General features: G+C 30.4%; 19 protein-coding genes and 1 tRNA gene. 10 read left to right on the plus strand and 10 right to left on the minus strand.

All coding sequences use genetic code 11. From position 1 onward, the window contains the following. The first annotated feature begins 59 nt into the window (after window positions 1-59). Entirely contained in the window at window positions 60-647 is a 588-nt protein-coding gene (locus ABD766_RS05070) for a riboflavin synthase (protein ID WP_344815651.1), read from the plus strand. Window positions 648-678: 31 nt separating this feature from the next. Here the strand turns inward: ABD766_RS05070 and ABD766_RS05075 are convergent, their stop codons facing one another. The 3 genes from ABD766_RS05075 to mce form a co-directional block, all read right to left on the minus strand. Further along, window positions 679-882, minus strand: coding sequence for a hypothetical protein (locus ABD766_RS05075; RefSeq protein ID WP_344815652.1), 204 nt, complete (start codon window positions 880-882; stop codon window positions 679-681). A gap of 182 nt (window positions 883-1,064) precedes the next feature. Beyond that, a tRNA-Ile gene (locus tag ABD766_RS05080) sits at window positions 1,065-1,138 on the minus strand. Window positions 1,139-1,247: 109 nt separating this feature from the next. Further along, window positions 1,248-1,649 carry a methylmalonyl-CoA epimerase gene (mce, locus tag ABD766_RS05085; protein ID WP_298305564.1) on the minus strand — a complete coding sequence of 134 codons (402 nt, stop codon included), beginning with the start codon at window positions 1,647-1,649 and terminating at the stop codon, window positions 1,248-1,250. A 128-nt stretch (window positions 1,650-1,777) separates the two neighbouring features. Between mce and rbfA the strand changes: the two genes are divergently transcribed. Then, the gene (gene rbfA / locus ABD766_RS05090) at window positions 1,778-2,170 is read left to right on the plus strand and encodes a 30S ribosome-binding factor RbfA (protein WP_344815653.1); all 393 of its coding nucleotides are present in this window, start codon (window positions 1,778-1,780) and stop codon (window positions 2,168-2,170) included. Further along, complete coding sequence (locus ABD766_RS05095) at window positions 2,171-3,373, plus strand: ABC transporter permease (RefSeq protein WP_344815654.1); 1,203 nt, start codon at window positions 2,171-2,173, stop codon at window positions 3,371-3,373. Here ABD766_RS05095 and dusB read toward each other — a convergent pair. Beyond that, window positions 3,370-4,362 carry a tRNA dihydrouridine synthase DusB gene (gene dusB, locus ABD766_RS05100; RefSeq protein WP_344815655.1) on the minus strand — a complete coding sequence of 331 codons (993 nt, stop codon included), beginning with the start codon at window positions 4,360-4,362 and terminating at the stop codon, window positions 3,370-3,372. The genes ABD766_RS05095 and dusB overlap by 4 nt on opposite strands. Before the next feature lie 140 nt (window positions 4,363-4,502). Between dusB and lepA the strand changes: the two genes are divergently transcribed. Further along, window positions 4,503-6,299, plus strand: a complete 1,797-nt coding sequence (gene lepA / locus ABD766_RS05105; RefSeq protein ID WP_298303113.1) for a translation elongation factor 4 — start codon at window positions 4,503-4,505, stop codon at window positions 6,297-6,299. Window positions 6,300-6,398: 99 nt separating this feature from the next. Continuing rightward, complete coding sequence (locus tag ABD766_RS05110; RefSeq protein WP_344815656.1) at window positions 6,399-7,748, plus strand: pentapeptide repeat-containing protein; 1,350 nt, start codon at window positions 6,399-6,401, stop codon at window positions 7,746-7,748. On the opposite strand, the gene ABD766_RS05115 is transcribed toward ABD766_RS05110, so the two are convergent. Next, window positions 7,745-8,671 carry a 1-phosphofructokinase family hexose kinase gene (locus ABD766_RS05115; RefSeq protein ID WP_344815657.1) on the minus strand — a complete coding sequence of 309 codons (927 nt, stop codon included), beginning with the start codon at window positions 8,669-8,671 and terminating at the stop codon, window positions 7,745-7,747. The genes ABD766_RS05110 and ABD766_RS05115 overlap by 4 nt on opposite strands. 241 nt (window positions 8,672-8,912) lie before the next feature. Between ABD766_RS05115 and thiL the strand changes: the two genes are divergently transcribed. Next, window positions 8,913-9,959 (plus strand): thiamine-phosphate kinase, encoded by a 1,047-nt coding sequence (gene thiL, locus ABD766_RS05120; protein WP_344815658.1) that lies wholly within the window; start codon window positions 8,913-8,915, stop codon window positions 9,957-9,959. Window positions 9,960-10,000: 41 nt separating this feature from the next. Here the strand turns inward: thiL and ABD766_RS05125 are convergent, their stop codons facing one another. From ABD766_RS05125 to ABD766_RS05140, 4 genes are all read right to left on the minus strand, one after another. Then, on the minus strand, window positions 10,001-10,669 hold the full coding sequence (locus tag ABD766_RS05125; protein ID WP_344815659.1) for a response regulator: 669 nt from the start codon (window positions 10,667-10,669) through the stop codon (window positions 10,001-10,003). 2 nt (window positions 10,670-10,671) lie between these two features. Then, the gene (locus ABD766_RS05130; RefSeq protein ID WP_344815660.1) at window positions 10,672-12,705 is read right to left on the minus strand and encodes a tetratricopeptide repeat-containing sensor histidine kinase; all 2,034 of its coding nucleotides are present in this window, start codon (window positions 12,703-12,705) and stop codon (window positions 10,672-10,674) included. A gap of 85 nt (window positions 12,706-12,790) precedes the next feature. Beyond that, window positions 12,791-13,030 carry a hypothetical protein gene (locus ABD766_RS05135; protein WP_344815661.1) on the minus strand — a complete coding sequence of 80 codons (240 nt, stop codon included), beginning with the start codon at window positions 13,028-13,030 and terminating at the stop codon, window positions 12,791-12,793. A 379-nt stretch (window positions 13,031-13,409) separates the two neighbouring features. Beyond that, the gene (locus tag ABD766_RS05140; RefSeq protein WP_344815662.1) at window positions 13,410-14,432 is read right to left on the minus strand and encodes a LytR/AlgR family response regulator transcription factor; all 1,023 of its coding nucleotides are present in this window, start codon (window positions 14,430-14,432) and stop codon (window positions 13,410-13,412) included. 768 nt (window positions 14,433-15,200) lie between these two features. Between ABD766_RS05140 and ABD766_RS05145 the strand changes: the two genes are divergently transcribed. The 3 genes from ABD766_RS05145 (at window position 15,201) to ABD766_RS05155 (ending at window position 16,793) form a co-directional block, all read left to right on the plus strand. Then, window positions 15,201-15,518 (plus strand): ArsR/SmtB family transcription factor, encoded by a 318-nt coding sequence (locus tag ABD766_RS05145; protein WP_344815663.1) that lies wholly within the window; start codon window positions 15,201-15,203, stop codon window positions 15,516-15,518. A 58-nt stretch (window positions 15,519-15,576) separates the two neighbouring features. Beyond that, the gene (locus ABD766_RS05150; RefSeq protein ID WP_298309348.1) at window positions 15,577-16,134 is read left to right on the plus strand and encodes a DUF3575 domain-containing protein; all 558 of its coding nucleotides are present in this window, start codon (window positions 15,577-15,579) and stop codon (window positions 16,132-16,134) included. A gap of 113 nt (window positions 16,135-16,247) precedes the next feature. Further along, window positions 16,248-16,793, plus strand: a complete 546-nt coding sequence (locus ABD766_RS05155; protein ID WP_298309346.1) for a DUF3575 domain-containing protein — start codon at window positions 16,248-16,250, stop codon at window positions 16,791-16,793. 85 nt (window positions 16,794-16,878) lie between these two features. Here ABD766_RS05155 and ABD766_RS05160 read toward each other — a convergent pair whose 3' ends face one another. After that, window positions 16,879-18,423: a glycine--tRNA ligase gene (locus ABD766_RS05160; RefSeq protein ID WP_344815664.1), complete on the minus strand. Its 1,545-nt coding sequence runs from the start codon at window positions 18,421-18,423 to the stop codon at window positions 16,879-16,881. 96 nt (window positions 18,424-18,519) lie between these two features. Here ABD766_RS05160 and ABD766_RS05165 point away from each other — a divergent pair, with 96 nt between their 5' ends. After that, on the plus strand, window positions 18,520-19,200 hold the full coding sequence (locus ABD766_RS05165; RefSeq protein ID WP_344815665.1) for a ComF family protein: 681 nt from the start codon (window positions 18,520-18,522) through the stop codon (window positions 19,198-19,200). Window positions 19,201-19,210: the final 10 nt, after the last annotated feature.

Raw genomic sequence — 19,210 nt, forward strand, 5'->3', positions numbered from 1 at the left:
TGACTTCTTCTTATTTATTGCTAATTTTGAAGTGCAAATTTAGTAAAATAAAACGACAAATGTTTACAGGAATAATAGAAACCCTTGGAATAGTAAAAGACATTGTAAAAGAAGAAGAAAACCTTCATCTTACTATTAACTCATCCATAACGAACGAATTAAAAATTGACCAAAGTGTTGCTCATAATGGTGTGTGCCTAACAGTGATTGGAATAGAAAACGACAACTATACTGTAACCGCGATTAAAGAAACAATTGACAAAACAAACGTTGGTGATTGGAAAATAAACGATATTGTAAACTTAGAGCGCGCAATGAAACTTGGAGATAGACTAGATGGACATATTGTTCAAGGTCATGTTGACCAAGTTGGTTTTTGTAAATCTGTTGAAGAAACAGACGGAAGTTGGAAATTTACTTTCGAATATGATGCTGCATTAAACAATATTACTATTGAAAAAGGCTCAATTACTGTTAATGGAGTAAGTTTAACTGTTGTAGATTCTAAAATCAATGAATTTAGTGTTGCTATAATACCTTACACTTTTGAGCATACTAATTTCAAAAGTTTTAAAATTGGAACAAAAATTAATTTAGAATTTGATGTAATTGGGAAATATGTAGCAAAATTGAATGCTATCAAATGAATATAAACTTATTAAAACAAAAAAGCTTCAATTATCTTGAAGCTTTTTTTATTGTATATATTTTGTAAAATGCAAAAATCAATGACGCAAAAAACAAGACCATTACTCCTCCATCTACAGGTAAACCTGGTGGTGGTGGTGGAATTGGCGCTGGCGGATCTGGTGCTGCAAATGTAAAATTTACACTAAGCAACCCGACGATTAATACTATTATCTTATTTGGGACAATTTTCATAGGGCGTAAAAGTAAAAAAAAAATCTCTTTATCAAAATTTTTTGTCTTATATTTTAATTATTGTAGTAAACAATTGACAATTTATTTACAAACAACCATATATTTTCAATATTAACGTAAAAAAAACGATTTTGGTTTACGTATAATAAAAAAGACCTCTTTTTTTCGAGGTCTTTTACTTGTGGTCCCACCTGGGCTCGAACCAGGGACCACCTGATTATGAGTCAGGTGCTCTAACCAACTGAGCTATAGGACCGGTTATGAGGTTGCAATATTACTACTATTTTTAATTTATTGCAAGTGTTTTTAAATTTTTGATTTATTAGAATTTTACAAAATCTATAATCATTTGAAATTCAATTCCTCTAATCAATTTCTTGACATAGTTCAATCAGAACTCCATTGGTGGTCTTTGGATGAAGAAAAGCTACTAGTTTGTTGTCTGCTCCTTTTTTAGGTATTTCGTTTAATAGTATAAATCCTTCATCTTTCAATCTTTTCATTTCTGAAACAATATCTTTTACATCAAATGCTATATGATGAATCCCTTCGCCTTTCTTATCAATAAATTTAGCAATTGGACTTTCAGGATTTGTCGCTTCTAATAATTCTATTTTATTTGGTCCGTTCATAAAAAAAGAAGTTTTTACTCCTTCACTTGCAACTTCTTCTTGTTTGTAAGCTGGTGCACCAAATAATTTTTCAAATAATAAATTCGAAGTTTCTAAATTTTTTACAGCAATTCCTATATGTTCTATTTTTCTCATTATTTTACTATTGTTTTCAATGATTTATTAGAAATCAAAGTTACTAATTCCGAACTTTATTAACTAATGATTTTTATCATAATGAACGCTATGACTTGAAATTAAACTTAAAATCGTATTTTTGCACCATGGAAACAAATAGACAGAAAAAAATAGGAAGCGTTCTACAAAATGATTTAGTAGATATTCTTCAAGGTGAAGTGAGAAAAAACGGACTTACAAATTTGATAATTTCGGTTTCTAAAGTTGTTGTTACAACTGATTTGGGTGTAGCACGTGTATATTTAAGTGTTTTTCCTCAAAATAGAGCTCAAGAAATTTTAGCTGCAGTAAAATCTAATGCACCATTAATAAAACATGACTTGTCTCAACGCGTTAAATTGCAGTTGAGAAAAGTGCCTAATCTTTCTTTTTACATTGACGATTCACTAGATTATATCGAAAAAATTGACAATGCTTTAAAAAGAGAAGAAAACCCTATAGAAAATAGAGAATTACTAGAAAAACGCAAGAGATCGTAAGTGAGTTTCCCTTTTTACATAGCTAAACGATACCTTTTTAGTAAGAGCAAAAATAATGCAATCAACATCATTACTAAAATTGCTTCAGGAGGAATTATTGTTGGAGCCATGGCTTTATTTGTAGTTCTCTCTGTTTTTAGTGGATTGAGAGTATTTAGCTTATCCTTTTCAAATGATTTTGACCCAGATTTAAAAGTAAATCCATCCATAGGAAAATCATTTTACATTACAACTGATCAAGAGAAGCAAATTAGAAATACAGAAGGTGTAGTTGACTTTAGTAAAATAATTGAAGAGCGAGTATTATTCTCTTTCGATGGAAAACAACAAATTTCCATTCTAAAAGGAGTTGACAACAACTTTAAAAACGTAAGTAAAGCATCTCAAAAACTATTTAACGGTCAATGGTTAAAGCCTAAAACTTACCAAGTTGTAGTTGGCTATGGAATTTCTGAAAAATTATCTATGGGTTTGTTTGACTTCAATAATGCTTTTGAAGTAATGGCACCTAAGCCCGGCAAAGGAGATTTGGCTTTAAATCCAGAAGATTCTTTTAATAAATCGGTCTTGATTCCTGTTGGAATTTATGCAATCAGCGAAGAACTTGATTCTAAGTATGTATTTGCCGATTTAGGTTTGGCACAAGAGTTATTACAATACAAAACAAATCAAGTTTCGGGAATTGAATTGAAATTAAAACCTAATTCAAATGAAGCTGAAGTAATTACCAAAATAAAAGCCATTTTCAATAATAAAGTTGACGTAAAAACAAGAGCTGAATTAAACGCAACTTTACACAAAATGTTAAATACTGAAAATATTGCTGTTTATCTTATTTTTACTCTTGTAATTGTTATTGCTCTTTTCAATTTAATAGGAGCATTAATAATGATGATTTTAGACAAGAAAGCAAACTTAAAAACCTTGTATAATCTTGGGACAGAAGTTAAAGATTTACGTAAAGTATTTTTGCTACAAGGAAGCTTATTAAGTGTTTTAGGTGGTTTAATAGGTTTGGTTTTAGGAATTATCATTGTTTTAATTCAACAACAATTCCAGCTTATTATGATAACTCCAACATTGGCCTATCCTGTTGAATTTTCAATATTAAATGTATTGATTGTGTTTTTAACGATTGTTTCTTTAGGAATTATTGCAAGTTTTATTGCAAGCAGTAGAGTAACAAAAAAGCTTTTAGACTAAACAATTTGATAATTAGCGTATTCTTGGCTAATCTCTTCAAATATATCCATCAATCCGTTGTGTTCGTCTGTCGTTACTAAACGCTGTTTGTATTCTTTAAAACCATGAATTCCTTTGAAATAATTAGTGTAATGACGTCGCATTTCTACAATTCCAAGGCGTTCACCTTTCCAATCCATTGACCAAATTAAATGATTTCTTGCTGCTTCTACTCTATCAGCAATTGTTGGTTTTGCCAAATGTTCTCCAGTAGCAAAATAATGCTTGATTTCGTTAAAAATCCACGGATACCCAATTGCGGCACGACCTATCATCATCCCGTCAAGACCGTATTTATTTTTATATTCTAAAGCCTTTTCTGGAGAATCGATATCACCATTTCCAAAGATTGGCATCGTTATTCTTGGATTATTTTTTACACGTTCAATATGACTCCAATCGGAATGACCTTTGTACATTTGAGCGCGAGTTCTTGCGTGAACCGTTAATGCTTGAACACCAATATCTTGCAAACGCTCTGCAACCTCATCGATATTGATAGAATTTTCATCCCAACCCAAACGCGTTTTTACCGTTACCGGAAGATTAGTTCCTTTAATAACTGCTTTAGTCAAACGCACCATCAAATCTACATCTTTCAAAACTCCTGCGCCTGCACCTTTACAAACAACCTTTTTCACAGGACAACCAAAATTGATATCCACCAAATCGGGTTGAACGGCATCAACTATACGTGACGACATTTCCATAGCTTCTTCATCGCCACCAAATATTTGGATTCCAACTGGACGTTCGTAATCGAAAATATCCAATTTCTGACGACTTTTTACGGCATCGCGAATCAATCCTTCCGAAGAAATAAATTCGGAATACATTAAATCGGCACCGTGCAATTTGCACAACCTACGAAATGGCGGATCACTCACGTCTTCCATGGGCGCAAGTAAAAGTGGAAAATCTGGTAATATGATGTTGCCTATTTTGGGCATTGGACTAATTTTTTTGCAAAGATACAAATTTTTGTTGGTTTCAAGTTTAAGGTTTCAAGTTTCAGTCTTATAAATCAAAACTTTGCTTTATATTTGCAGATTAAATGCGAAAGCATTAGTAAAATTGACAGATACAGAAGATGAAGCATATTAGAAATTTTTGCATTATTGCACATATTGACCACGGAAAAAGTACGCTTGCCGACAGACTTCTTGGCGCCACACAAACCGTTACAGCTCGTGAAGAAAAAGCACAATTGCTTGACAACATGGATTTGGAACGTGAACGTGGAATTACCATAAAAAGTCACGCCATTCAAATGGAATATAAATATAAAGGTGAAGATTATATCCTAAACCTTATTGATACTCCCGGACACGTAGATTTCTCTTACGAAGTTTCTCGATCTATTGCAGCTTGCGAAGGCGCGCTATTAATTGTTGATGCTGCGCAAAGTATTCAAGCACAAACGATTTCTAATTTATATTTGGCTTTAGAAAACGACTTGGAAATTATTCCGGTTTTGAATAAAGTCGATTTACCAAGTGCTAATCCTGAAGAAGTTAGCGATGATATTATTGATTTATTAGGTTGCAAATTGGAAGATATTATTCACGCTTCAGGTAAAACTGGTTTTGGTGTAGAAAATATCTTAGCTGCAATTATAGAAAAAATTCCTGCGCCAAAAGGTAATAAAGACGAACCATTACAGGCGTTGATTTTCGATTCACATTACAATCCGTTTCGTGGAATTGAAGTTATTTTCCGTGTTAAAAATGGTGAAATTAGAAAAGGTCAGAAGATTAAATTCATGGCAACTGGAAACGAATATTTTGCCGATGAAGTAGGAACATTAAAGTTAAATCAAGTTCCAAAAAATGTAATTTCTGCTGGTGATGTTGGTTATTTAATTTCAGGAATTAAGGAAGCGAAAGAAGTAAAAGTTGGTGATACAATTACTGATGCAAAAACACCAACGACCAATATGATCACTGGATTTGAAGACGTAAAACCAATGGTTTTTGCTGGAATTTATCCGGTTGATACAGATGATTTTGAAGATTTACGTGCTTCAATGGAGAAACTGCAATTGAATGATGCCTCATTAGTTTTTACAGCAGAAAGTTCAGCAGCTTTAGGATTTGGTTTTCGATGTGGATTCCTAGGAATGCTGCACTTGGAAATTATTCAAGAACGATTGGAACGTGAATACGATATGACTGTAATTACAACTGTTCCAAACGTTTCGTATTTGGCTTACACCAAAAAAGATCCTGAAACATCATTTGTAATTAACAATCCATCTGATTTACCTGAACCTTCAAAATTAGACCGAGTTGAAGAACCTTACATAAAAGCTACTATCATCACTAAATCTGATTTCGTAGGTAATGTAATGAGTTTGTGTATCGAAAAACGTGGAGTAATAACTAATCAAACCTATTTGACAACGGAAAGAGTTGAATTAAATTTTGACATGCCACTAGCTGAAATCGTATTCGATTTTTACGATCGATTGAAAACAGTTTCTAAAGGTTATGCTTCGTTTGATTATTCTCCAATTGGAATGCGAACTTCTAAATTAGTGAAACTAGACGTTTTATTAAACGGACAGACGGTTGATGCGCTTTCTGCGTTGATTCACGAAGATAATGCATACAATATTGGTAAAAAAATGACCGAAAAACTTCGTGAATTGATTCCAAGACAGCAATTTGATATTCCAATTCAAGCTGCGATTGGTGCTAAAATTATTGCACGTGAAACTATAAAAGCGTTACGTAAAGACGTTACCGCAAAATGTTATGGTGGAGATATTTCTCGTAAACGTAAACTTCTTGAAAAACAGAAAAAAGGTAAAAAACGTATGCGTCAAGTAGGAAATGTTGAAATTCCTCAAGAAGCATTTATGGCTGTTTTGAAGTTGAATGATTAATTTTTTAAGAATAAAGAAAATAGAGAATAGAATATAGACTAAACCCGATAACAAAAGTTGTTGGGTTTTTTGTTATATTTGATTTGTTAAATTGTAGAAATGATTGATTTATATACTGAAATTGAAAACGGTAGGAGAAAATTTGAAAATGAAATTTTTCAACCTATATATCAATCCATAAAAACTGATACTGCCTTTTTGGAATTAAATCGATTAGATTTCATTAATTGTGAATTTAATTTTTTTGAGATCGAAGATTTAAATCAACCTGATTTGACGATTTTTTTCAAAGAATGTGTTTTTAATGATCACGTAAATTTTTTTGATGTCTACCTAGGTGGATTAATATTTGTTGAAATTAAAAAAATAACGAATGTTGATATTTCAGGAAAGTTTACTAGAATTAGATTTAACAACAAAAATACACCATTAAATGGAGGTCTTGATCTTAATGTTGAAATTATTCAAGAATTAAATTTTGAAGATTTTAATCAAACAAATGGTAAATTAGAATTAATAGTAAATAATGGAAATCTTGAAAAGAAAGAAGAATTTAGAACTTTTTTCAAGAATGCAAAGTTTAATGATTTTTTCATTTCAAATTCTAATTTTGGTTATATAGCAAATTTTAAAAACATAACAGTTTTGAGTAATTTGTCTTTTGAAGAATGTTCATTTGAAGAATGTTTCTTTGATAATTCAAATTTTACTGGAGAAGTCAATTTTTTAAATTGTTTGTTTAACAAATTTGCTTCCTTTCAAAATTTAGTTAGTCAAAATTCATCAAGCTTTCATATTAAAAAGTCAAAATTTATAGAAAGAGTAAATTTCAATAATTCTAAATTCCACAAACTAGAAATAAACGATAATAATTTCAAGGAACTAACTTTTCAAGATTCACAATTTAACTCCATTTCAATTGACCGAACTACTTTTGAAAAAAATGTTTTGTTTGATGACATTCAGATAACTAATATTAATGACTGTAATAGAAGAACGATAAGAACAATAAAACAAGAAATTCAAAAAGCAGAAAACAGAATTGATTTTAATCGATTTAAAAACTATGAAATGGCAACTTATTATAAAGAACTAAGTTGGAAGAAAAATTTTGTCGACAAATCAATACTTTATATGACAAAAATTTCGACTGATTTTGGAAATAGTTGGACGAAAGCTCTAGGCTTTACTCTTTTATCTGCATTATTATTTTTTACTTTGTTCTTCATTAATGAAAACTACTTCAATTCTTTTGACTTAAAAAATTGGACTCAATTTACATCTGGCTATTTTAGATTTTTCCTCGTAACAGATTTTTATAATCCATTAGAAACTGATAGAGTTTACTTGACAAATCCTTTAAGTTGGTTAATTTTCGTTTTTGGTAAAATTGTAATTGCTTTCGGAATCTATGAAATGATTCAATCTTTTAGAAAATTTAAAGCTTAATTCAGTTCTTCCAGCAACTTCATCACATCTTCAGCTTTAAAAAGTTGTGTTCCTTCGTTCATTGTGGCTGCTGTTCCGCAACAAACTCCTATTCGGATTACTTCTTTTAAGGTTTTGTTTTGTGATAATGCCCAAACCATTCCGCCAACCATGCTGTCGCCTGCGCCAACCGTACTTTTCTTTTCTACTTTTGGTGCTTTTACAAGATATGTTTCTTCGTTTGTGACTAAAATTGCGCCATCAGCTCCAAGTGAAACTACTACAATTTCGGCGCTTTTATCTTCAATTAGCTTTTTTGCTGCTTTTTCTACATCTGATAATTCTAATCGTTCGACGCCAATTAGTTTTGCTAATTCTCCAATATTGGGTTTGATTAAATAAACACCTGTTTCTAAAACCTTTTTCAAAGCTTCACCTGATGTATCGACGATAACTTTTATGTTTGATTCTTTAGCTATTGTTGCAATTTTTTGATAGAAATTAGTTGCTAATCCTTCGTTCAAACTTCCGCTGATGACTAAATAATCGGTTTTTAATTCCTTTATGGTTTTCAGAATTTCATCTTTTTCATCTTCATGAAATTCATTTCCAGGAAATCCGAATCTATATTGAGCTTTACTTACATTTTCGAATGCTATGAAATTTTCTCTAGTCCAATTTTTAGTTTTTATGGCAACATTTTCTAAGCTTTCTTTCGCAATTAATTCTTCCAGCATTTCTCCAGAAGAACCACCAGAAGTAAAAATACAAGTTGATTTTCCTCCTAATTTTGCAATTGCTTTCGACACATTTATTCCGCCACCGCCAGCATCATAGCGTGGTTTTTCGCAACGAATTTTTTGCTCGGCAATCAATCCTGTAAAATGAGTTGATTTGTCTAATGATGGATTTATGGTTAGTGTTGTGATTTTTAGATTTTTCATTTATAATTGTAATTGTCCCTAAAGATAAAATTTTCTTTTTTAAACTATCAAGAAATTAAGATTATACTTTTGAATTTAACCTTATTATGTGATTTCTCCCAAAAGGTCGAAATGAAAGTTGCAAAATACCTCGTACTTTTAAGCCTTTAAAGCAAAAAAATTATTTCATTTTCTTATTTAGAAAAAATCAAAAATCAAAAATCGTTAATCCGCAATCGTTAATCTTTCTTACCTTTGCAGAATGATAGAAGATAAAAATCCGCAACGAACATCACTTTCGCAATTGGGCGAATTTGGATTGATAGACCATTTGACAAAAAATTTTGATGTCAAAAACACCTCCACTTTAAAAAGTATTGGTGACGATGCTGCTGTTTTAGATTTTAAAGATAAAAAAGTAGTCGTTTCAACTGATTTATTAATTGAAGGCGTACATTTTGATCTGGCTTACATGCCTTTGCGCCATTTGGGTTACAAAGCTGTTGTTGTAAATGTTTCTGACATTTGTGCTATGAATGCGAAAGCAACTCAAATTACCGTTTCGGTTGCTGTTTCTAATCGTTTTCCGCTTGAAGCATTGGAAGAATTATTTGACGGAATTGCTTTGGCTGCCAAATTTTACAATGTTGATGTTATTGGCGGCGACACTACTTCTTCTCAAAAAGGTTTGATTATCTCAATCACCGCAATTGGTGAAGCTAACGAAGAAGACATTGTTTATAGAAACGGCGCCAAAGAAAATAATTTATTGGTTGTAACAGGCGATTTGGGTTCGGCTTATATGGGATTGCAAGTATTGGAACGCGAAAAACAAGTATTTCAGGTGAATCCAAACAATCAACCCGATTTGGATGCTTACACATATTTAATTGAAAGACAATTACGTCCAGAAGCACGTCATGATATTAAAGAATTATTATCAAAATTGGAAGTAAAACCAACTTCGATGATTGATATTTCGGATGGATTATCTTCTGAAATTATTCATATTTGTAAGCAAAGTAAAGTTGGATGTAATTTATATGAAGAGAAAATTCCGGTTGATCCGCAGTTTATTAATGTTTGTGAGGAATTCAATATCGATTCTACAACGGTTGCAATAAATGGTGGAGAAGATTACGAATTATTGTTTACCATCGCAATGGAAGATTTTGACAAAATAAAAGCCAATCCAAACTTCACAGTAATCGGACATATGGTTGGTGAAAGTGAAGGAACGCATTTGATAACAAGAGCCAACACTAAAATTCCGTTAAAAGCTCGTGGTTGGAATGCTTTGGAAGAATAGATATAAAAAAAGCGATACTTCAATTAGTATCGCTTTTGTTTTTATAATAACATGCCTCGGTCTTTGGCAACTGCAGCTAATTCTGAGTCTTTACATCCTTTAATTCCAAGTAGCTCTTTCATATTTTCTTTTCTAGTTTTCACAGAACTCGATGAAATTGTTATGTAAAGAGGAATATCGTCATATCTTACACCTTTATTCAAGTAGTGTAAAATTTGTTTGTCTATAACATCAACATACACTTTTTCTTTTTGTTGATTGTTTAAAAATTTAATTACAGAATCGCTATAATATTTTTCTCCTCTAAGCATTGTTTGTAGTGCCAAAATCATACTTTCAAAACCCAAATCATTTTTTATAACTAAACCAAGAGGATCAATTTCATCTATTATAGATTGTACTTTTAGACTTTCAGAGTGCATTGTTAATAATGCAATTTTACATTCTGGCATCTCGCTAATTAACAACTTTGCAATATCTTCACCTGTGATGATGTTTTTTTCTTCGTAGGGAGGCATACTCACATCAAGAAAAGCTATATCATATTTTACTTCTGGATTAATTACAGCTTCAAATCCTGTTTTGCAATCTATTGCTTCATAGAATGTGAATTCTATTTTTTTGTCAGGGAATAATTTGATCACATTTTTATATCCTTGAATAATAAAAGGATGATCATCAACGATTAATACATTAATGTTTTGGGGCATTGTTATACTTTTATAGTTTTATGTTCAAGCGGAACTACAACTAATACTTGAGTTCCTTTATCTTTTTCAGATTTTATTTCAATGGTTCCATTACTTTCGTGGGTTCTGTCAACCATATTTTTCATTCCAATTCCTTTACTTTTCATTTTTAGATCATAGCCTTCGCCATCGTCTACAATATTAAGAATTAAATTTCCTTTTTTATCTTTTTTAAAGTCAACTTTTATAAAATTTGCGTTGGCATACTTATTTATGTTTTGTAAACTCTCTTGTAAAATACGATACAAGTTAATTTTTGTAGTATTTGAAAGCTTATCCCAATCAATATTTTCGCCAATGGTCGCTGTTAATTTTGCTGGATTTACTTTAGTTTGTTCTTCAAGCAATCCATTAACAATAGCCACAAAGTTATTAATTAAAACAAATTTTTCCCTACTCAACTCATGAGAAATTTCACGAAGATCTTGCTCAATAGTTTTTAATTCTTCTAAATACCTTAGTCTTTCTTGAACAGCTTCCTCGTCTGTTCTTTTGTTTAAGCCATCAAGATTGAGTCGCAAACCAAACATTCGTCCTAGAACACCATCATGAAGTTCTTTGGCAATTCTGTTTTTTTCATAGACTTTGCCTTCGTCAAGTTTATTTTGTTGTGATATGATTAATTTATATAATTCTTCATTAGCGCGTTGCTGAGCTTGGGTAAGAGCAAGTTCTCTTCTTCTTGCTCTTTGTGCTCTCATAAAAAACAGAACTCCAACAAAAGCCATAGTTCCCATAAAGTAGTTAAGAATATCTCTGTTTTGCTCAACAAGATCATCTTTTTGCTTTATAATTTCATCAGTTTCTAGTTGCAAACGAGCGAAACGGTCCTTTGAATTTCGTTCTACTAATTGAAGACTGTCACTAATTCTAATATAATCCTCTGAATATTTAGCTGAATTTTCTTTGTCAACTAATGTTGCTTGCTTAAGTGCAGCAATTGAATAATAGGGTAAATTAGAGATTTTAGCAGTTTCGATTGCATTTAAAGAGTATTTTTTTGCATTTACTATATCATTAATTTTAAAAAAATATTCTGACAAATGAATGTAAGTCAATACCTTATAACTCGAATAATTTAAACTATCTCTAATCTTAAGTGATTCAAAAAATAGTTTTTCAATATTTTTCAAATCATTATTTTTAAATTTTGAATAAGCTAAATTATCAATTACATTTGAATATAATAATTGATTTTCATCCTTTAATTTTTTTTCTGACAGTGCTTTCTCAAAATAATAAATCGCTCTTTTATAATTTTTTAATTCTAAATAAACTAATCCTATATTATTATAACAATTAGCAGTTTGATGTTCGGTAGTTTCTAAATTTGCGTTAGATACAATTTTTAGAGCATTTTTATAATTTTCTATTGCTCTATCATATTCTTTAAGCTCACTAGAAACTGTTCCTAAAGAATTTAAAGCAGCATAGATTCGTTGATAATCTTCAGTCTTTTTTAAAATATTATAAGCTTTAGTTAATGAAACATCAGCACCAAAAAAATCATTCAATTCTAATTGTACAATACCTTTTTTTAGTAAAACAACAGAATAACTATTGTAATCTTTAAGTTTATTGAAAAAAAATTCAGATTTATTATAAAAATAAAATGAACTATCTAAAACATTTTTTTTGTAGTAATAATTTCCTCGATATCTTAAAGCTTTGGCTAAGTGGATAGTATCTTTTGCTGACTTAGAAATATCTAATAGTTCTTTAGAAAATTTATTATATTTATCCCATTGATTGAAATAAAAGTAATTATCAATTACTAAATCCAAACTTTTTCTCTTGAAGAAAGAGTTTTCCATTTGAGATAATAATTCCACAGACTTATCATTATAGAGAGATTGCTGTTTTTCTGAATATTTTTTATCTAAAGAATTCTTGAGATACAAATCAACTTTTTTTACAGTTTGATTGTCTGCATTTATGTTATTTTTTTTACATCCAAAAGATGTAAGAAGAATTAAAAAAAGGTAGAAATTTTTCAAATTATAATTTTTGATTTGAACAAATCTACAAAATAAAAAAAAGCTAACATAAAATGATAGCTTTTTTTATAAATACATATTTTTTTTAGTTTCCTGTTCCTACATTTCTGTCTCTACCACCGATTTCGAAATTTCCTGTCCCTACATTTCTGTCTCTTCCGCCAATTTCAAGATTTCCTGTTCCTACATTTCTATCTCTTCCACCAATTTCAAAATTTCCTGTTCCTACATTTCTATCTCTTCCTCCAATCTCAACTGGAGAAGTGAAAGATGTTAATACCATCATTAAAGAGAATAATCCGAATATTGCTAATGATTTTTTCATGATTGTAATTTTATGTTTTTGTTAGACTTTAATTGTTATTCGCAAAGCCAGTCGTTTAAAACTTGTTTGGGGCTTTTGACGTCGTAAAAGTACTACAGCATTAGGTTTCGATAAATACGTTTTGACGTGTATAATGTAGAATGACATCATTTGATAGTGAATGATGCTCAAATTTGGGTGAATGACATTTTTTAAAAACACGTAGTTTTACGTGGTTTTAAAAAAGAAAAAAATGAAGTTAAAATATTGATTATCAATTATTTATGATATTTTATTAAAAACAAATATCATTTTAACGAGAAAAAGTGCAGTTGGTCTATAATTAATTTTTAATAAGAAACAGCAAAATGAAGCGCTGATTTAATCAAGAAAAGGGTAATTAGATTTCTAAGTAATTTCCAGATGCTATTGAAGTTATAATGGCATCAATATTTTCTTTGTAAGATTTAGAAAACGGAAGTTTTGTAGTTGTATTTTTAATGTGGCAAACAGCATTTCCAGTGTGAATTCTAGAAACATAATCAATATTAAGTATATAACTATTGTGAATTCTAACGAAAGGATAACTAAGAACGCCTTCAAAATGCTTTAGTGTTTTAAAAGCAGTAATCATTTCTCCTGTATTTAAATGAATATCAGTAGAGTTGTTGTCTGCTTGTAGATAACAAATATCTTTAGCATCTATATAACGGTAATCACCGTAAGACTTAACACAAATAATTAAAGGTTTATCTTTTCCTCCTTTAATTTCAAACGTTGTGTTATTTTCTTTTGGTTCAGAAGCTACTTCTTCGCTTATATCAATTTTATCATCGATTAATTCAGTTTCTTCAACATCATTGATTTCTTCACTAGGAATATGTGATTCATTAGTTTCTATAACTTCTTCTTGAACTTCAACAGTAACCAACTCAATTGGAGTGATTTCTGAATCAACTACAGTTGATTCAACCTTAGCAACGTCTGGAACTATTATTGATGGCGCGCTAACCTTATTAGATACAGTAGAAGAAATACTATTTGACGATTCTTTATCTAAACGGAATATACTTTTACGAAGCTCCTTAGTTTCTATAGGATTGATTAAATAATCAAAAACACCATATTTATATGATTGTAAACAAAGTGCATCATTTGTAGTAGTAACAATTATTTTAGGAATTACTGATAAATAACGGTGTAATTCATTGATAAAAGCCAATGACAACTTAGATTCCTCATCTGGAGGATCAATTTCAAGAAAAATTACGTCTGGGTGGTATTCTAAAACAATATCAATTCCATCTTCATAATTATCAGCCATTGCCAAAAAGGTAAGGTTTTGAAAACTTTCGGCCGTGGCTTTAGTCTTCAACCTATTTTTTGGGTTGTCATCAATAATTACGAATGTAAAATTCTTCAATTGCTTTACTTTTTGGGGTAAAGCATCAGTTTTTATGAGTTCACACAACTCATGTTAAAATATAGATAGTTTTGGGGACTATTTTTTGCTGTAAATCACACATTTTACAACGTTACTAAATTAGAAGTTTTGTAGAATATTCAAACAGATGTGAACTACGACTTTTTAACAATATACCCTTTTTAGTTGAAAGGTAGGAAACGTCGATTAAACGCATTATTATTAAGGTTTTTTCTTACTTTTTTATAAAAATGGAAGAGAAAAAATAAAAATCATATTATATCTACATATAGCTATAATACAATTTAATTAAATATCATAATACATTGTAATTTAGTTGTTTAAATGTATTTATTAAAAAATAAATATAAAATAAAAGTCAAACAAAGAAATAATTCTCATCATCGAATTGTAAGTAAAATCGTCAGAAAAAGTAAAAAAGCTAAAAAAATCGTTTCAAATAATAATTATGTTGATGTTGTTAACAACCTTCAAAAAAATTGACAAAAATCAAGTGTTTTATTTATCGTATTATATCTATATCAAAATATAAAATAAAGCCGTAACACTATCAATTACAGATTGATAAAAGTAAAAACAATAATCTAAGGATAAAAAATATCTTTAAATGAATATGCAGTAAAAGAATCTTTTCTAAATTTGGAAACAAATTATCTAAAAATTGTAATTCAATTACAAATGATGAAGATACTTTTCGTGTGAATTAAATGATAAGAAAAACAAACTATTTAAATTATATATAGCGATATGGGAATCACTAAAACCTTCGGATTTTCCTTTAAAATCAATGAAATGGCCGATGTTTTAAAAGCATTAGGAAATCCATCTAGATTGAAAGTTATTCAGTTTTTAATGGATAATCCAACATCTTGCTGTGGAGATATTATTGAAGTATTACCTTTGGCGCAATCAACAGTTTCAAAACACCTTTCAGAATTAAAAAGAGTAAAATTAATCAAAGGAAAAAACAAAGGAAACAATATATATTATTCACTAAATGTTAAAACTTGGGAAAAAGTGCGAGATTTTGTATTAAGTGAAATCAATTTACCTAAGGAAGATTAAAATTAATGTTAAAGTAATTTGTCACTTTATAGATATCATTATTTTTGATAAAAAAACTATGAGAAAATTATTGTTCTTAACCATCTTGCTTTGTTCGCTCTTTGCAAATAGCCAAGAATTAAAAAAATTTGAATTCAAAAGAAATGAATTGAAAAGCAATGCTCTTTTTTTAATTTTAGGTCAACCAGAATTCAGTTATGAAAGAATTTTAAATAACGAATCTGGAATAGGTGTTTCTGTAAATTTTGCATTAGAAAAAGACTTTGAAACTACTTTTAGTCTTACTCCTTATTATCGCTTTTATTTTGGCAAAAAGCCAGCAGCAGGTTTTTTTGTTGAGGGTTTTGCTATGCTTAACACAATTGACATAGATGAAGGAACTTACACTGATTACAATTTTCAAACAAATACCTACACCACAATTACAGAAAATGGTGACAGTTATACCGATTTTGCTTTAGGATTTGGTGTTGGTTTTAAACTGCTATCAAAAAGAGGATTAGTTCTTGAAGCTAACGCCGGAATTGGGAGAAATTTACTAAACCCTGAAAAAAACGACTATTTTGGACACACTTTTGTTGGTAGAGGTGGAATAACAGTAGGATATAGATTTTAAAAACTTAAACCATTAATATGAAATCGTCACTTACAACAAGTTTGCGTGAGCAAACACCTATAAATAAAAAGACGATACAATATATGACCGCTAAAAAATCAAATTTTATATATATGAAAAAAACAATTATTGTATTTGCCTTTTCACTTCTTTGCTTAAAAGGATTTGGCCAGAAAGAAAACGAAACTTCAGATTTCAAGAAAAACGAAGTAAAAATAAATGCGTTGTATTTAGTTTTAGGAGCCTTTGATGCTACTTATGAACGTGCTATCAACGACGAATCAAGTGTTGGAACTTCCATAACCTTTTTGTTAGATAAAGAAGCCGACGTCAACACAGCATTTGCCATTTCTCCTTACTATAGATTTTATTTTGGCAAAAAACCTGTTGCCGGATTTTACATGGAAGGATTTGGTTTATATCAAAGCATTAACAGAGAAGTTTATTACTATCAAGGAAATAATTTTTATAGTGAAGAAAAAGTAAAAGCATTTGCTTTAGGAATAGCTCTAGGTGGAAAATGGTACACAAAACGAGATGTAATGTTTGAAATTGGAGGAGGAATTGGAAGAAACCTATCTATAAATTCTAACATTCCTAACACTGATTATTCAAGAATAACAGGAAAGATAGCAATTTCTGTAGGCTATAGATTTTAACAAACGATAATTAAAGTAAAAAAGGCGAAAAGTGTAACTTTTCGCCTTTTTTATTATTCGTACTTCGTATTTCAAACTTAGTGCTTTATATCGTTTTCATCAACCAATTTCTCATAGAAACTTCTTCGTTGATAATTTCTCTTAATTCAGAAATGGCAACTCTGTCTTGCTTCATTGAATCTCTATGACGAATAGTAACTGTTTTGTCTTCTAACGTTTGATGATCAACTGTGATACAAAATGGTGTTCCAAGTGCGTCTTGACGTCTGTAACGTCTTCCTACAGCGTCTTTTTCGTCGTAAGCTACGTTGAAATCCCATTTTAAATCATCAATAATACTTTGAGCAACTTCTGGAAGTCCATCTTTTTTAACTAATGGTAAAACAGCCGCTTTTGTTGGAGCTAAAACACTTGGTAAACTTAAAACTGTTCTTGTTGAACCATCTTCAAGAGTTTCTTCTTTTAGTGATGTTGCAAAAACTGCCAAAAACATTCTATCCAATCCAACTGAAGTTTCTACAACATATGGAACGTAGTTAGAATTAGTTTCGTTATCAAAATATTGTAATTTTTTACCTGAAAATTGTTCGTGTGCTTTCAAATCGAAATCAGTTCTTGAGTGAATTCCTTCCAATTCTTTAAATCCGAATGGGAAATTGAATTCGATATCAGCAGCAGCATTAGCATAATGAGCTAATTTTTCATGATCGTGGAAACGGTAATTTTTTTCACCCAATCCTAAAGATAAATGCCATTTTAAACGGTTAGTTTTCCAATATTCATACCATTTCATTTCTTCGCCTGGTTTTACAAAAAATTGCATTTCCATTTGTTCAAATTCACGCATACGGAAAATAAATTGTCTTGCAACAATCTCATTTCTAAAAGCTTTACCTGTTTGAGCAATTCCAAAAGGAATTTTCATTCTACCAGTTTTTTGAACATTTAAGAAATTAACAAAAATTCCTTGTGCTGTTTCTGGACGAAGGTACAAATCCATTGCATTTTCAGCAGACGCACCTAATTTAGTTCCGAACATTAAGTTGAATTGCTTCACATCTGTCCAATTTCTTGAACCTGTTTCTGGGTCAGCAATCTCTAATTCTTCAATTAATGCTTTCACGTCTTCTAAATCACCATTTCCTAACGATTTACCCATTCGTTCAAGAATTTCTCTTTCTTTTGAAAGATATTCCATTACACGTGGGTTTGTTGTTTTATATTGTTCTTCGTCAAAAGATTCGCCAAAACGTTCGCGCGCTTTTTCGATTTCTTTTTTAGCTTTCAGATTTAATTTTTCGGCATAATCCTCAATTAAAACGTCAGCTCTGTATCTTTTTTTAGAATCTTTGTTGTCAATTAATGGATCGTTAAAAGCATCAACATGTCCTGAAGCTTTCCAAGTTGTTGGATGCATCAAGATTGCCGCGTCAAGTCCAACAATGTTTTCGTGCATTTGCACCATTGCTTTCCACCAATATTCGCGGATGTTTTTCTTTAATTCAACACCATTTTGTGCATAGTCATAAACCGCACTTAAACCATCGTAAATTTCGCTTGACGGAAAAATAAATCCGTATTCTTTTGCGTGCGAAACCACATTTTTAAATAAATCTTCTTGTTTTGCCATAATGGTGCAAAAATATAAAAGTGAAATTAAAATTTAATATAAATAACCAATGAATCGTTGATTTTTATATTTTTATAAAAATATTAGCCCAATTTCATGATTCAAAGCATCATAAATCTCTTTTTTCCGAAAGCTTGCGCAGGTTGTAATTCGTTTTTATTGAAAGATGAAATTGTAATTTGTACTTCCTGCCGACATGATATTCCGCTTACAAACCATCATTTAAGCAAAAATAATGATGTTTATTCTAAATTTTATGGTCGTATTCCTATAGAATTTGCTTCAAGCTTGATGTATTTCCACAAAAAAGGAATTGTTCAAGAAATGATTCACAAACTGAAATACAAAGGTCATCAAGAAATTGGTGAAGCAATTGGATATTGGTATGCAGAAGAGTTAAAAGATGTTGAAGAATTAAATGATGTTGACTTCATAATTCCAATTCCATTACATAAAAAAAGATTTAAAGAACGTGGTTATAATCAAGTAACTACTTTTGGTGAAGCTCTTTCAAAAAGCTGGATAAAATCTTATGATGAAACTATTTTGGTAAGAAATGTATATTCAAAAACTCAAACTACTAAATCGATTTTAGGAAGAGCTGAAGTTGTAGAAAATATCTTCGGGATTAATTATAACGAATCCCATCACAATAAACATTTTTTATTGATTGACGATGTAATTACAACTGGTTCAACGCTTGAAGCTTGTGGTAGAGAACTGCTAAAAATTCCGGGTTCAAAAATCAGTATTGTTTGTATGGCGATGACACAGTAATGATTTTAGT

It is taken from the genome of Flavobacterium cheonanense, assembly GCF_039539185.1.
Classification (GTDB): Bacteria; Bacteroidota; Bacteroidia; order Flavobacteriales; family Flavobacteriaceae; genus Flavobacterium; species Flavobacterium cheonanense.

Excerpts from the sequence above, each read along its gene's own strand:
- ABD766_RS05160 (WP_344815664.1), bottom strand. The coding sequence starts at position 18,423 with ATGGCAAAACAAGAAGATTTATTTAAAAATGTGGTTTCGCACGCAAAA.
- ABD766_RS05125 (WP_344815659.1), bottom strand. The coding sequence starts at position 10,669 with ATGCCCCAAAACATTAATGTATTAATCGTTGATGATCATCCTTTTATT.
- lepA (WP_298303113.1), top strand. The coding sequence starts at position 4,503 with ATGAAGCATATTAGAAATTTTTGCATTATTGCACATATTGACCACGGA.
- mce (WP_298305564.1), bottom strand. The coding sequence starts at position 1,649 with ATGAGAAAAATAGAACATATAGGAATTGCTGTAAAAAATTTAGAAACT.
- thiL (WP_344815658.1), top strand. The coding sequence starts at position 8,913 with ATGATAGAAGATAAAAATCCGCAACGAACATCACTTTCGCAATTGGGC.
- ABD766_RS05115 (WP_344815657.1), bottom strand. The coding sequence starts at position 8,671 with ATGAAAAATCTAAAAATCACAACACTAACCATAAATCCATCATTAGAC.
- dusB (WP_344815655.1), bottom strand. The coding sequence starts at position 4,362 with ATGCCCAAAATAGGCAACATCATATTACCAGATTTTCCACTTTTACTT.
- ABD766_RS05155 (WP_298309346.1), top strand. The coding sequence starts at position 16,248 with ATGAAAAAAACAATTATTGTATTTGCCTTTTCACTTCTTTGCTTAAAA.
- ABD766_RS05075 (WP_344815652.1), bottom strand. The coding sequence starts at position 882 with ATGAAAATTGTCCCAAATAAGATAATAGTATTAATCGTCGGGTTGCTT.
- ABD766_RS05150 (WP_298309348.1), top strand. The coding sequence starts at position 15,577 with ATGAGAAAATTATTGTTCTTAACCATCTTGCTTTGTTCGCTCTTTGCA.
- rbfA (WP_344815653.1), top strand. The coding sequence starts at position 1,778 with ATGGAAACAAATAGACAGAAAAAAATAGGAAGCGTTCTACAAAATGAT.
- ABD766_RS05110 (WP_344815656.1), top strand. The coding sequence starts at position 6,399 with ATGATTGATTTATATACTGAAATTGAAAACGGTAGGAGAAAATTTGAA.
- ABD766_RS05145 (WP_344815663.1), top strand. The coding sequence starts at position 15,201 with ATGGGAATCACTAAAACCTTCGGATTTTCCTTTAAAATCAATGAAATG.
- ABD766_RS05165 (WP_344815665.1), top strand. The coding sequence starts at position 18,520 with ATGATTCAAAGCATCATAAATCTCTTTTTTCCGAAAGCTTGCGCAGGT.
- ABD766_RS05135 (WP_344815661.1), bottom strand. The coding sequence starts at position 13,030 with ATGAAAAAATCATTAGCAATATTCGGATTATTCTCTTTAATGATGGTA.
- ABD766_RS05070 (WP_344815651.1), top strand. The coding sequence starts at position 60 with ATGTTTACAGGAATAATAGAAACCCTTGGAATAGTAAAAGACATTGTA.